Origin of the sequence: Arthrobacter endolithicus (assembly GCF_026627425.1) — a bacterium.
In the GTDB taxonomy this organism is placed as follows: Bacteria; Actinomycetota; Actinomycetes; order Actinomycetales; family Micrococcaceae; genus Arthrobacter_M.
This window is the reverse complement of the sequence record NZ_JAPNLH010000006.1, coordinates 1-12832: the sequence shown is the minus strand read 5'-3', so window position 1 is coordinate 12832 and position 12832 is coordinate 1. Positions and strand designations below refer to the sequence as shown.

General features: G+C 64.1%; 13 protein-coding genes. 2 read left to right on the top strand and 11 right to left on the bottom strand.

Annotated features, from left to right (window positions below):
* Nucleotides 1-135: 135 nt before the first annotated feature.
* The 3 genes from gatB to gatC are packed head-to-tail and all read right to left on the bottom strand — an operon-like array spanning nucleotide 136 to nucleotide 3484.
* Entirely contained in the window at nucleotides 136-1644 is a 1509-nt protein-coding gene (gene gatB / locus OS914_RS06715) for an Asp-tRNA(Asn)/Glu-tRNA(Gln) amidotransferase subunit GatB (protein ID WP_267545459.1), read from the bottom strand.
* Nucleotides 1641-3188 carry an Asp-tRNA(Asn)/Glu-tRNA(Gln) amidotransferase subunit GatA gene (gatA, locus tag OS914_RS06710; RefSeq protein ID WP_267545288.1) on the bottom strand — a complete coding sequence of 516 codons (1548 nt, stop codon included), beginning with the start codon at nucleotides 3186-3188 and terminating at the stop codon, nucleotides 1641-1643. Before gatA ends, gatB begins: the two co-directional genes overlap by 4 nt.
* Nucleotides 3188-3484, bottom strand: coding sequence for an Asp-tRNA(Asn)/Glu-tRNA(Gln) amidotransferase subunit GatC (gatC, locus tag OS914_RS06705; protein ID WP_267545287.1), 297 nt, complete (start codon nucleotides 3482-3484; stop codon nucleotides 3188-3190). Before gatC ends, gatA begins: the two co-directional genes overlap by 1 nt.
* A gap of 163 nt (nucleotides 3485-3647) precedes the next feature.
* On the opposite strand from gatC, the gene OS914_RS06700 reads away from it, so the two are divergent.
* Nucleotides 3648-4112 carry a DUF805 domain-containing protein gene (locus OS914_RS06700; RefSeq protein ID WP_267545286.1) on the top strand — a complete coding sequence of 155 codons (465 nt, stop codon included), beginning with the start codon at nucleotides 3648-3650 and terminating at the stop codon, nucleotides 4110-4112.
* Between the two features lie 140 nt (nucleotides 4113-4252).
* Nucleotides 4253-4777: a HEAT repeat domain-containing protein gene (locus tag OS914_RS06695; RefSeq protein WP_267545285.1), complete on the top strand. Its 525-nt coding sequence runs from the start codon at nucleotides 4253-4255 to the stop codon at nucleotides 4775-4777.
* Nucleotides 4778-4847: 70 nt separating this feature from the next.
* Here OS914_RS06695 and OS914_RS06690 read toward each other — a convergent pair whose 3' ends face one another.
* The 8 genes from OS914_RS06690 to OS914_RS06655 all read right to left on the bottom strand — a co-directional run.
* A complete protein-coding gene (locus tag OS914_RS06690; RefSeq protein ID WP_267545458.1) occupies nucleotides 4848-5333 on the bottom strand; it encodes a GNAT family N-acetyltransferase in 486 nt (161 codons plus the stop codon).
* A gap of 241 nt (nucleotides 5334-5574) precedes the next feature.
* Nucleotides 5575-6117 carry a DUF2087 domain-containing protein gene (locus OS914_RS06685; RefSeq protein WP_267545284.1) on the bottom strand — a complete coding sequence of 181 codons (543 nt, stop codon included), beginning with the start codon at nucleotides 6115-6117 and terminating at the stop codon, nucleotides 5575-5577.
* Nucleotides 6114-6917, bottom strand: a complete 804-nt coding sequence (locus OS914_RS06680) for an inositol monophosphatase family protein (RefSeq protein WP_267545457.1) — start codon at nucleotides 6915-6917, stop codon at nucleotides 6114-6116. The genes OS914_RS06685 and OS914_RS06680 overlap by 4 nt, the downstream gene beginning before the upstream one ends.
* A 104-nt stretch (nucleotides 6918-7021) precedes the next feature.
* On the bottom strand, nucleotides 7022-9211 hold the full coding sequence (gene ligA, locus OS914_RS06675; protein WP_267545283.1) for an NAD-dependent DNA ligase LigA: 2190 nt from the start codon (nucleotides 9209-9211) through the stop codon (nucleotides 7022-7024).
* 480 nt (nucleotides 9212-9691) lie between these two features.
* Nucleotides 9692-10441, bottom strand: a complete 750-nt coding sequence (locus OS914_RS06670) for a 3-hydroxybutyrate dehydrogenase (protein WP_267545282.1) — start codon at nucleotides 10439-10441, stop codon at nucleotides 9692-9694.
* Between the two features lie 166 nt (nucleotides 10442-10607).
* On the bottom strand, nucleotides 10608-11111 hold the full coding sequence (locus OS914_RS06665; protein WP_267545281.1) for a GNAT family N-acetyltransferase: 504 nt from the start codon (nucleotides 11109-11111) through the stop codon (nucleotides 10608-10610).
* Between the two features lie 25 nt (nucleotides 11112-11136).
* Nucleotides 11137-11979 (bottom strand): PP2C family protein-serine/threonine phosphatase, encoded by an 843-nt coding sequence (locus OS914_RS06660; protein ID WP_267545280.1) that lies wholly within the window; start codon nucleotides 11977-11979, stop codon nucleotides 11137-11139.
* 282 nt (nucleotides 11980-12261) lie between these two features.
* The coding region (locus OS914_RS06655; RefSeq protein WP_267545279.1) for an HNH endonuclease at nucleotides 12262-12832 on the bottom strand (571 nt) is incomplete at its 5' end.

The following is a 12832-nucleotide window of genomic DNA, read 5'->3' as shown; positions in this document are numbered from 1 at the left end:
GCACGCGGGCGCGGATCTTCCACCTGTGCTCGACCGGCAATGCCTTGGGTGCCATGTGGCCATCGTCTCAAACTCAGTCGCAGCACCTGCACCCAAATCGGGTTTTGCGTGCAGATGCTGCCACTTAGTTCGGCGCTACGCCTCCACGCCGAGGGTTTTGAGGATCAGTTCGCGAACCCGGCCCGCATCGGCCTGCCCCTTGGTGACCTTCATGACCCCGCCGACAATAGCGCCCACGGCTTGGATCTTGCCGGCGCGGATCTTGTCCGCCACGTCCGGCTGTGCGGCCAGAGCCGTGTCGATCGCACTCTGCAGCGCGCCGTCGTCGGACACGACGGCCAGACCGCGCGTCTGAACCACTTCCGCGGGCGTTCCCTCGCCGGCCAGCACACCGTCCAGAACCTCGCGGGCCAGCTTGTCATTGATCGCGCCGGAGCGGATCAGGGCGTCAAGTTCGACGACGACGGCGGGTGTCACGCCGAGCGCGACAGGGTCGACGTCGGCCAGCTTGGCTCGGCGGGCGATCTCGCCCATCCACCATTTGCGGGCCACGGCGGCAGTGGCTCCTGCGGCTACGGTCTCCTCAATTTCGTCCATCACACCCGCGTTGACCACGTCGCGGAATTCCAGGTCCGTGTAGCCCCAGTCCGCCTGCAGACGCTTGCGGCGCGTCGCGGGCGGCTCGGGCAATTCGGCCCGCAGGGACTCCACCCACGCCGGGGTAGCCAGAATCGGCAGCAGATCCGGCTCCGGGAAGTAGCGGTAGTCATCCGCATCCGATTTGGGCCGGCCGCTGGTGGTGGATTTAGTGTCCTCGTGCCAGTGCCGGGTCTCCTGCACAATCGTGTTGCCGGAATTTAGCACGGCCGCGTGGCGCTGGATTTCAAAACGGACGGCGTTTTCCACCGCGCGCAGTGAATTGACGTTCTTCGTCTCAGACCGGGTACCGAACTTTTCCTGGCCGTACGGCCGCAGCGAAACGTTGGCGTCGCAGCGGACGTTGCCGCGCTCCATTTTCGCATCCGACACGCCCAGATTCTTCACGATTTCCCGCACCGCGGCCACGTAGGCCTTGGCAAGTTCGGGGGCCCGGGAGCCGGCGCCTTCGATTGGCTTGGTGACGATTTCCACCAGCGGAACGCCGGCACGGTTGTAATCCACCAGTGAAAAATCGGCGCCCTGAATCCGTCCGGTAGCGCCGCCCATGTGGGTCAGCTTGCCGGCGTCCTCTTCCATGTGCGCCCGCTCAATCTCTACCCGGAAGGTGCTGCCGTCGGAGAGCTCCACGTCCAGAAAACCGTCGTAGGCAATCGGGTCATCGTACTGGGAGGTCTGAAAGTTCTTCGGAGTGTCCGGGTAGAAGTAATGCTTACGGGCAAAGGTGCAGGATTCGGCGATCTTGCAGTTCAACGCCAGGCCGATCTTGATCGAGGACTCCACGGCCTTCTTGTTCACCACCGGCAGGACGCCGGGCAGGCCCAGATCCACCTCGTTGACATTAGTGTTCGGCTCGTCCCCAAAGACGTTCGGCGCGGAGGAGAACATTTTGGTCGCGGTGTTCAGTTCAACGTGGACCTCGAAGCCCAGCACCGGGTCAAACTTCTCCATCGCGACGTCAAAGCTCAGGGTTGCGTCGGTCATTATTTTGCCTCCAGGATCTGCGTCGGAATCAGCTCGGGTGCCTTGTTCAGGATCGGGCCGCCCCAGCGTTCTTCCAACATCTCTTCGAGCACAGCACCCACGCGGTACAGCCGCGCATCTTCACGGGCCGGCGCCAGCAGTTGGATGCCAACGGGCAGTCCGTCCTCATCGGCAAGGCCGCCCGGCAGCGACAAACCGGGGACGCCGGCCATGTTCGCCGGGATGGTTGCCACGTCATTGAGGTACATTGCCAGCGGATCATCCAGCTTCTCGCCCAATTTGAAGGCGGTGGTTGGTGCGGTCGGCGAAATCAGCACGTCGGCCTGCGTGAAGGCCGCGTCGAAATCGCGCTGAATCAGCGTGCGGACCTTCTGCGCGGAACCATAGTACGCATCGTAATAACCGGCGCTGAGCGCGTACGTCCCCAGGATGATCCGTCGTTTGACCTCGTCACCAAACCCGGCCGCGCGGGTGGAAGCCATCACGCGCTCAATCGTCATGGCGCCGTCGGCGGGCAACGTGCGCAAACCGAACCGGACGCCGTCGAACTTCGCGAGGTTGGAGGACGCCTCGGACGGCATGATCAGGTAGTAGGCGCCGAGCGCGTATACAAAGTTGGGGCAGGAGACCTCAACGATCTGGGCCCCGGCGTCGCGGAGCAGATCCAGGGACTCATTGAACCGCGCCAGCACGCCGGCCTGGTACCCCTCGCCGCCAAGCTCCTGCACCACACCGATCCGCAAACCCTTGACATTGCCCGTCCGCGCGGCCACCACCAGCCCGGTGGACGGATCCGTCAGCGACGTCGAGTCGTGCGGGTCGTGGCCGCCGATCAGTTCGTGCAGCAGCGCCGAGTCCAGCACGGTCCGGGAAACGGGGCCAATCTGGTCCAGCGAGGAGGCCATGGCAATAGCGCCGTAGCGTGACACTCCACCATAGGTGGGCTTCACGCCGACGGTCCCGGTGACCGCCCCGGGCTGGCGGATGGAACCACCGGTATCCGTCCCGAGTGCCAGCGGAGCTTCAAAGGCAGCGACGGCGGCAGCCGAGCCACCGCCGGAACCGCCGGGGATCCGGTCCAAGTCCCAGGGGTTGCGGGTGGGTCCGTACGCCGAGTGCTCGGTGGAAGACCCCATCGCGAACTCATCAAGGTTGGTCTTGCCCAAAATCGGCATCCGCGCGGCACGCAGCTTCTTGACCACCGTTGCGTCATAGGGACTGTGCCAGCCCTGCAGAATTCTTGACCCGGCCGTCGTCGGCTGGCCGATGGTGACAATCAGATCCTTGACGGCAATCGGAACGCCCGCCAGCTGATGCAGGTCCGCTGCAGCACTGCCACCGCGGGCGCGCTGGGTATCGACGTCGGCTGCGACGGCGAGGGCCTGTTCGGTGTTCACGTGCAGGAACGCGTGCACACCATGCTCGGCGTCACCGTCGACGGCGGCAATCCTGTCCAGGTGCGCCTGTGTCACTTCAACGGCGGAGACTTCCTTGGCCGCGAGCTTGGCCGCCAGCGAAGCAGCGGAGTGCTTAATCAGGTCCGTCATTAGTCCTCTTCCAGAATCGCGGGCACACGGAAACGGCCGCCCTGCGCGTCGGGGGCACCGGAGAGCGCCTGCTCGGCGGTCAGCACGTGCCCCACGACGTCCTCGCGCAGCACGTTGGTCAGCGGAATCGGGTGTGACGTTGCCGGTACGTCCGCACCGGCAACCTCGCTGACGGATTTCACCGAATCGACGATGACGGCCAATTCGCCAGCCATCCGGTCCAGTTCGTCAGCACTCATCTCGATGTGAGCCAGTTGCGCCAAATGCGCCACGTCGTCACGGTTGATCGCAGCCATGGATCTCCCCTGCAGAAGTTGTTGTTTCCCGTCCAGTCTACTGTGCGGCAGCGGGCCAGTAGCGGCTGGACTGTGCAGCATCGAAGCGGGAACCGGCACCGCGATTTACCGACCAAGGCATCTCTGACTCAAAAGGGACATTCTCCGCAGCGGCCGTCCCCGGATGGGTCTGGACCGCGCGGTATCAAAAACCTGGCGGCAAAATATCGTATTCTCGGGCCGCGCCAGCCGTAGCGAATACTGGTGGTGGGCCCTGGTTTCGGCCGTCATCGTCCTGGTCCTGGAAATTATCGGCGCGATCGCCGGAGGCGCCGGAGCAACTGTCGCCGCCGATGGCACGTCCATTCCAGGTCCGGGATTTGGCGTTGTCGCGGCAATCATTGGGCTATGGGGTCTTGCCACGATCATTCCGGGACTGGCCCTGCTGTCCAGTCGTCTGCATGACGGAAACTTCAGCGCGTGGTTCATCCTCCTCGGGCTCGTCCCGTTCGTGGGGGCAATCGCCCTCTGGGTCATGGCGCTGATGCCGTCGAGCCCGCAGGGACAGCGCTTTGACGGACCGGAAGCGGTTCAGCAAGGTTCCGGCTACAACGCATTGCGGCTGCCTCCAACGGCTAAGCGGCCCTGAAACCCGCGCCTACACGAGCCGCCCGGTCCTTGATCGGGCGGCTCGTTCGTGTGTGTCCGCGCGGGTTCGGCCGGCATGGGACGTCGGCGTCTGTACAGGTTCGCCCGTCCAGGGTGCGTGTACCGCGTAGATTAGTCGGTATGTCTACCGACGAAACGCCAGTACCCCTTGACGCCTCACCCGCAGACCGCATCGACGCCGCCGTCGCCCTTTATGGACAGCACAACGTCGTCGAACGGGCGCTCACGCTCCTGGCCGGCGAGGACGAGACGAAGGAATTCCTGCTTTTCGCCGGCGGCGCGCATGCCGAGGGCATCATCAACGGTGCCCCGGCGCTGTACTGGCCGGAGCTCTGGGGCGCGCGGGTCTTCATGTACACCTGGGACGATTCGGCGGCCGAACCGATCCGGACGGGACTGGGTAACCAGGCGTGGCGGGTACGGGAAATGTGCGCCAAGGTTGCTGCGTTCCGCAAGCTTCCGGTAGCGGATGAGCTGGTGCGTCTGATGGCCGACGACGTCCCCCGGGTACGCGCCGCCGGTGCCCGCGCGCTGGGGGAAATCGGTGCTGTCGGGCAGATCCCGGCTATCAAGGCACTGTTGAAGGACTCGGATATCGAGGTTCGACGCCAGGCCGGAGCGGCTTTGAAGCGGCTGCGGAACTAACGGCACCCGCCCGTTCCGGGCGATACCTCCGGGCGGAAACTCGGTGGCGCTGCGCAGGTTGATACGCCGTTCAGAGGTCCAGGCGATACACCAGCAACTTGATCCGGGACTGCGGGACCAGCCAGTCCCGCTCCGGCACACGGTGGAACCCCGTCGATTCGTAGAGTGCATGTGCACCGTGCCAATCCTGCCCGGTGGTCAAACCCACGGCGCTGATGCCGTCCAGCGCCCGGGCGTGCGCGATGATCGCCGCCACCATTGCCCGGCCGATACCCCCGCGTTGGACGGCTGGATCCACGACGAGCATCCTGAATTCCAACTCGTCAGGCAGGGCAATATCGGCAAACTCATCCCCCGCCACGGCCAACGTCACAGAACCGACGATCCGGCCGTCGCGCTCGGCAACCCAAATGGGGGCAGCCGCAGCCCGGACTGCTACCTGCTGGATCCGCTGCATATAGGGGTGCTCGGCGTCGTCGAAGTAGCGCGCCGTGAGATACGAATCCCTGGTGATGCGCGCGATTGCCGAATAGTCTGCCGGAACTGCAGACCGCACTGTAACGGCGGGCCCGCTGCTGCTGCCGACCGTGCGCTGAGAAACAGGCGAAGTGGGAACAGATGAATTGGCGGAGCTGATGGGCGTCATGGTTCTTCCAGTAGAGGTCTCGGAGCTGCCGACGGCCGGCGCAAAATCCATTCTAGCGGCGCGCGTGTGCCCTACGTCCAGGGCGTCGAGTGTGGAGATCTGCACCTGTTGGGGCACCTTTTAGGGGCAGATGTACCCAGTCGACAGAGTGTCAGGCGGTGCGCCAGTAGAGACTTCCGTCCCGGTCGCGCCGCAGGAAGCCGAAATCCACTAAGGCGCGCCGCAGGGTGGGAACATCGCCGGTAACGGTGGACAGCAGCCGATTAACTTCCGGTTCGCTCAGTACGTCCTCGCTGCCGAAGAGCCGGATGACAAGGTGGCCCAGCAGCTCGTCCCGGTCGGCAGCGTTGCGGGGAATCCCGGTGAGCATGCCCTGCGCAAAGAACCGGTCGACGCCGGTGGGGCGGCTGTTGCCCGCGGCAGCCAAGACGTCGTTGAAGACATCCCGGGCCACCCGATGGCGGCCGTCAACTTCCATGAGCAGGCCCGCGTGGGTGAGCTTGGCGCGCTCTGCGGCAGTTCCTAAATCAATCGCAGTTCGTTCCGCGCTTCGTTCAAACGCGACCGCCGCACCCGCCTCTGTGGCATCCGGCGCGTCTGGGGAGTCCGCGTCTGCGAGTACCCAGGCCGCGTAAACCCGGCGCAGCCGATCGTTGCCCAGCGCGGCCACGAGCTGTTGCCAGGAGACGGTCACGGCGTATATTTTCCGGCCAGAGAGGGGATAGAAGCCCCCGTCCAATTCGTCAGGGCCTGCGCCGGCGTCGGCAATCCGTTGAGCGCGGAACTTAACTCGGCGCGCCGCACCCACGCACCGGCTTCCTCGGCAATCAAAGCCCCGGCGGCAAAGTCGTGTTCGTACAGGCCGTATTCAAAGTACGCGTCCAGCCCGCCCTCCGCTACGGCGCAGAGTTCCAGTGCCGCGGATCCTAGGCGGCGGAAGTCGTTGAAGTCCTGCATTCTTCCGGCCAATTCGCCGCCCAACCGCCGTTGGATTTGCGGATCGTAGGTCAGCGAAGTCGCCAGCAGTTTTCCTTTGCGCGCCGTCGTCGGCCCATCGAGCCGACGCTTCCTCGGCTGCCCCGTCACGTCGCGGTCCGCCAGCCACGCACCCCCGCCGCGGGTCGCGTAGTAAGTCCGCCCCAGTGCGGGCGCGACGACGACGCCGGCCAGCCAGCCGCCGTCGGGCCCGGCAACGGCCACCGACGTGCAGTAATAGGCGATGTTGCGGATGAAATTCATGGTTCCATCCAACGGGTCCACGGACCAGCGATAACCGGAGGCGCAGGCCGAAACAGCGGGCGCCAGTTCTTCGCCGGTGATCGTGTCATCCGGGCGCGCGCTGGAAATGGCCTCCCGGACCGCCCGTTCGGACGCGAGATCGAAGGCGGTGACCCAGTCCCCGTCGGAAGTTTTGGCCGTCGCGTCAAAGGCCTGGGGATCACGGCCGGCGAGCACAGCAGCTCCGGCAGCTGCCGCCCTCTGCGCTACCGCCATTAGCTCGGCCAACAGCTCCGCATTCACAGCCCCTGGCACAGCACCGCCCGATGCCGCATTATCTGTTGCCGCACCCTTTGCGGCCGGCACATCCGAAATCGGGCTCATGCGCTTCCCTCCGCCAGTAATTTCACAAAACCAACCTCATCCAGTACCGGCAGCCCCAGTTGCTCCGCCTTGTCCAGCTTGGTGCCGGCGTTCTCCCCCACCACCACGTAGCTCGTGTTCTTCGAAACTGAGCCTGACGCTTTCCCGCCGCGGGTGATGATGGCCTCCTTGGCCTCATCCCTGCTGAAATTAGCCAACGAACCGGTGACCACAACGGTCAACCCTTCCAGGGTCCGCGGCATGGATTCGTCCACCTCATCAGCCATGCGGACCCCCGCGTCCGCCCAGCTGTCCACGATCTCCCGATGCCAGTCCACCGTGAACCACTCTGTCAGCGCCTGGGCAATAATCGGCCCGACGCCGTCTACCTGCGCCAACTCCTCAACGCTGGCTGCCCGGATGGCCGGCATCGAGCCGAAGGCCGTCGCCAGCGCGCGCGCGGCCCGCGGCCCCACATGCCGGATGGACAGTGCCACCAGGACCCGCCATAGCGGCTGGCTCTTCGCCTTCTCCATTTCGCGGAACAGCTTGTCCGTGTTGGCGGCCGGCACCGAGGGCTTCTTCGCCGCCGCCTTGGTGTAGAAGTAGGGCACCAGCTCGCTTTCACCCGTGGGCACCCCCTTGGATTTCTTCTCCCGCCGGACCATGACTTTGGACAGATCCTGGGCGGTGAGAGAGAAAATCCCCGCCTCGCTAGTCAGTGGCGGTGTCTCGGGAGCGGCCGGGCTGGTTAAAGCCAGCGCTGCTTCATCTCCGAGCGCCTCGATATCGAAGGCGCCCCGGCCGGCCAGGTGCGCCACCCGGCCGGCCAACTGCGCCGGGCAGGACTTCGCGTTGGGGCAGCGCAGATCGACGTCGCCTTCCTTGGCCGGGGCAAGGGCCGTACCGCAGGACGGGCAGTGGCTGGGCATCACGAAAGCGCGCTCGGAGCCGTCGCGGAGCGCCATGACGGGACCGACAATTTCCGGAATCACATCCCCCGCCTTGCGCAGCACCACGGTATCTCCGATCAGCACACCCTTGGCCTTGACCACATCCTGGTTGTGCAGCGTCGCCATCGTGACCGTAGAGCCCGCCACCAGCACCGGCTCCATCACCCCGTACGGCGTAACCCGCCCGGTGCGGCCCACGTTGACGGCAATGTCCAGCAGCTTGGTGTTGACCTCTTCCGGCGGGTACTTGTAGGCCACGGACCAGCGCGGCACCCGCGAGGTGGAGCCCAGCGCACGCTGGGTGGCAAAGTCATCAACTTTGACCACGATGCCGTCAATTTCATGGACCAGATCATGGCGGTGCTCACCGAAGTGCGCAATAAATTCCAGCACCTCGCCCTCGCTGTCCAGCACTTGGAAATAAGGGCTGGTGGGCATCCCCCAGGATTTCAGCAACTCGTAGCTGTTGGACTGGCTCGCTGCGTCCAGCCCGGATCGGGCGCCGATCCCGTGCACGTACATGCTCAGCGGACGCTTGGCCGTTTCAGCCGGATCCTTCTGCCGCAGCGAGCCCGCCGCTGCATTTCGCGGGTTCGCAAACGGTGCTTTCCCTGCGGCCACTATCGTCTCGTTCAGCACAGTGAAATTCTTGGACGCAATAAAAATCTCCCCGCGGATCTCCACCTCCGCCGGCAGGTTCTCGCCCTTGAGCCGCTGCGGAATGTCCTTGATCGTCGCCACATTGTGGGTAATGTCCTCACCCGTCGTACCGTCCCCGCGGGTGGCGGCCCTGATCAATTTCCCGTGCCGGTACAAGAGGTTCACAGCCAGCCCATCAATCTTCAGCTCGGTCAGCCACTTCAGCGGTGCCTGCGCCCCCAGTTTGACGACGGAACCTTCCGCGCGCCGCAGCCAAGCCTGCAGTTCTTCGATCGAAAAAACGTCTTCCAGACTGTACATCCGGGCCAGATGTTCGACGGCGGTGAAGGCGGCGGAAACGTCTCCCCCCACCTCTTGGGTGGGCGAGTCATTAGTGACCAGCTCGGGATGCAGCGCTTCGATTTCCTCGAGCCGTCTATACAGCGTGTCGAACTCCGCGTCCGAAACCAGTGGGGCGTCGTCGTTGTAATAGGCAAAGCGGTACGCGCGCACCTTATCGGCCAGTGCCTCATACTCCTCGCGCAGTGACTCAGGCGGAATCACCCGACCGGCGGAGCCGGAAATGGCGGCGTCAATATCCTTGGCTTTACTCACGGTTCTATCTTGCCCTACGGCACCGACACGAGCCCAGCGCGTGAGCAGGCGTGCTCATAACCGGGGCGAGCCCACCTAAACGCCAAGCACATCTTTGCCCGTCCGCCGTCGTCGTCGGCAATCCCCGCCCCGGAACGAACGTCCTCCGCTCGCCTCCCCGACCCTTGAGCGGACAGCAACCGGCGTGCATGAAAGCCTCCAACTGTTCGCCGAAACTCTCGATCCACTCAGTTCAGCCCAGCCCAGTGGGAATCTTTCGCGACCGTCATGCAGGCGCCCCTAGCGGCACCTCACTGCTCGGCCACGCGCTTGGGTACATCTAACTAGCGCGCCCCGCCCGCTTCACCGGCATGTCCGTGCCCGGCAGCTGCATGCGCTGGAAGAGTACATGCAACTCGTTGCGCGTCTGGAAGGGGCCGACGTACAGCCGAAGCTGACGCGGCACTTTCCGGATGCTTCTCGAGATCGGCGGCGTATTTGTCACTGCGCCGTCCATCCGCCGTCCATGGAGTAGGAGGCACCGGTCACCATCGAAGCATGGGGCCCGGCCAGCCAAAGAGCGAGCGACGCGACATCTTCGGGCTCGACCATCCGTTTGATCGGATTGTGTTCCAGTAATACCTTCTCAACTACCTCAGATACGGGGATGTTGTGGACTCGTGCCTGATCCGCCAGTTGCTTTTGCACCAGCGGTGTGTTCACATATCCGGGATTAATGCAGTTGCTGGTGACGCCATGCTCAGCACCTTCCAGCGCGATGGTCTTGGAAAGCCCTTCCAGGGCATGCTTAGCGGTCACGTAGGCGCTTTTGAACGCGGATGCCCGGAGCCCGTGAACGCTTGACACATTGATGATCCGGCCGAAACCTCGTTCGTACATTGCCGGCAGGGCCGAGCGTACCAACAGGAAGGGCGCCTCGACCATGAGTACAAGCATCTTGTGAAACGTGTCCGGGTCGAAGTCCTGAATTTCACGCACGTGCTGGAAGCCGGCATTGTTCACCACGATGTCGACGTCGAGCCGTCTTTGCATAACCGCCGTCCGGTCGGTGAGGTCAATGGTCCACGCCTCGCCGCCGATACCCGACGCTACCTCTGCCGCGGCGTCGCCGTTGAGGTCCGCAACAATCACCCGTGCTCCTTCTGCCGCAAATGCTCTGGCGATAGCCTCTCCGATACCGCTGGCGGCCCCGGTCACGAGGGCTGCCCGGCCCTGAAGTTGTTGTGTCATGATTCATTCCCTCATCTCACTAAGTAATCCAGTGCTGCGCTCTACCCGACCTCTGTGCTGGGGATGCAGCCAACCAAGCCCGTCTTGACCGGGCCCGCTTGGCTTACAGTTCCATCTTGCCTCATCGCAGCGCCGCGTCGTGGGCCTCCAGTGCACCGAAAAAATCTCAGGAATCTGATGCCACGGAGTACTCAAAGCCAACGTGCGAAGCGGTGAAACCGAGACGTTCGTAAAAGCGGTGGGCATCGACGCGCGCGGCATCCGAAGTCAGCTGGACCAGCCCGGCTCCGAGCGCAGGAGCGGCGTCGACGGCCCAACGGATCATCGCCCCGCCGATCCCTTGGTACCGCATATCGGTCCGGACACGGACTGCCTCAATCTGCAGGCGGGACGCGCCGGCGCGGGCGAGTCCCGGAATAACGGAGAGCTGCATCGTGGCGACAACGTCTCCGGATGGTCCGGCGACGACGAGAAGTTGCTGGGCCGGGTCGGAATCGATGGCGGCAAAGGCCTCGTCTAAAGCGGGTAAGTCATCGGATCCACCGGCATCGCCGCGGAACCTGCTGATGGGATCATCCGCGAGCAGCCCGATAATCACGGGCAGGTCCGCGGCGGTGGCGCGCCGCAGTACAACAGTGCCGCGTGAAAGGGTCAGTGCGACGTCGTGCATGGTTCCAGTCCGACAGGAAAACCGGTTAGCTCCGGGTCCTCGTGTGTTCGCCGGAAACTGTGGCCGTATCCCCTAACCCGTCCTGATCGGGCTGCTCCGCGTCCGGAACCCGGTTGGCTGCAGATGGTCGCGCTGCGTCCAAGACGATGACGGTGATATTATCCCGGCCACCGGAGCGTAGGGCGGCCTGAACCAACTCTTCGGAGGCCTGTTGGGGATCGGGATTGGCCTGCAGGATTGCCTGGATCTGCTCATCCCGCAATTCGCCGGTGAGTCCGTCGGAGCAGATGAGGATCCGGTCCGTTACCTGCACGGGGGTCAACCAGAAGTCAGCCATGTTCTGCGTGCCGGCACCCAGTGCCCGCGTTACGACATGGCGCCGTGGATGAACCAGTGCCTCCTCGGCAGTGATCTGTCCCAGGTCCATCAGTTCCTGCACCTCGGAGTGGTCCACGCTCACCTGCTCCAGCCCATTTGCATTCAACCGGTAAGACCGCGAATCCCCCACATTGAAGAACAGCCAATACGGCTGCCCAGACTCCTCTACCAGCACGACGCCGGATACGGTGGTACCGGCCCTGCCTCCCGTTTCCTGCCGGATCCTGGCATCGGCCAGCTCCAGGGCCGTTTGCAGATCCCCAGCGCTAATTTTCTCCCCTTTCGAGGAGAGGCTGGAATTCGCTGCCAGCTCCTCGATGCACAAGCGGCTCGCGACGTCGCCGGCCTCGTGGCCGCCCATCCCGTCAGCGACGGCGAAGAGCGGGCTACGGGCCAGGAGGGAATCTTCGTTAACCTGCCGACGCAGTCCAATATCGGTCCGGTGGCCGGGGGTGAGACAAATGGCGTCAAGCCCGTCACGGCGGCTCAAGCGCGTCCACCCACGAACTGCCGGACGCCGGAGGAGTTAACGAGCTTGCGCTGAGGGGCCATGAGGTAAGTTTCGTCCTGTTCTGTCACGGGTATACGGCCATTCGGTGGGTGCTTTGGATCTCCGCGGCAGAGCACTGTTATCACTCTACGAAACTTTCGGCCGCACCGCGCGGCGCAAGCCATGCCTTAGCCGAACCAGCCTGGATAGCATGCCGTGGTAGAACTTGAGTCCCAACTCGGAGCGCTACCGCTCGGCCCGACGTGGACCGTAGTAGCGGCCCTAGTGCTGCTGTGGTTCGTTCCTGTTGGTGCCGGGGAGTGCGGGTGCTGTGGAGGTGTAGACATGGCCCAGGGGTGTTGTGGTTATGACGGTGTGTCGTGGCGGTGTTCCGGTTGCCGGGCTTGTTCCAGGTGCGGAACCGGGCGGGTTTCCGGGTGGGATTCGGGGGTATGGGGTGGAGGTCCAGCCGGGGGTTTCTTTGCGGTAGTTGCAGCGTTCGCAGAGTCCTTGGCCGTTGGATTCGCTGGTCTGTCCGCTGGGCCCGTCCTTTCCGTCTTTTCTGTTGTTTTTGTTTTTTTGTTGATTGTGGTGGGGGATGATGTGGTCGATGTGCCGGATTGGGGCGTCGCAGTAGGGGGTCCGGCAGGTTTGGTCTCGGGTGATGATGAATCTGCGTAGCCCGGGTGGGAAGAGCCGTTTTTTGGAGTCCATGGCGGCGAGGTGCCCGGTGCCGGGGGCGGTGTAGAGGCGGCGGATCCAGACCCGGAACGCCGGGTCCGCTAACGCCGTGGCCAGTCCGTGGTCTGTTTCAGCGCCGGGTCCGTTTTTCGTGCCGGTCCCGGCCCCGCCG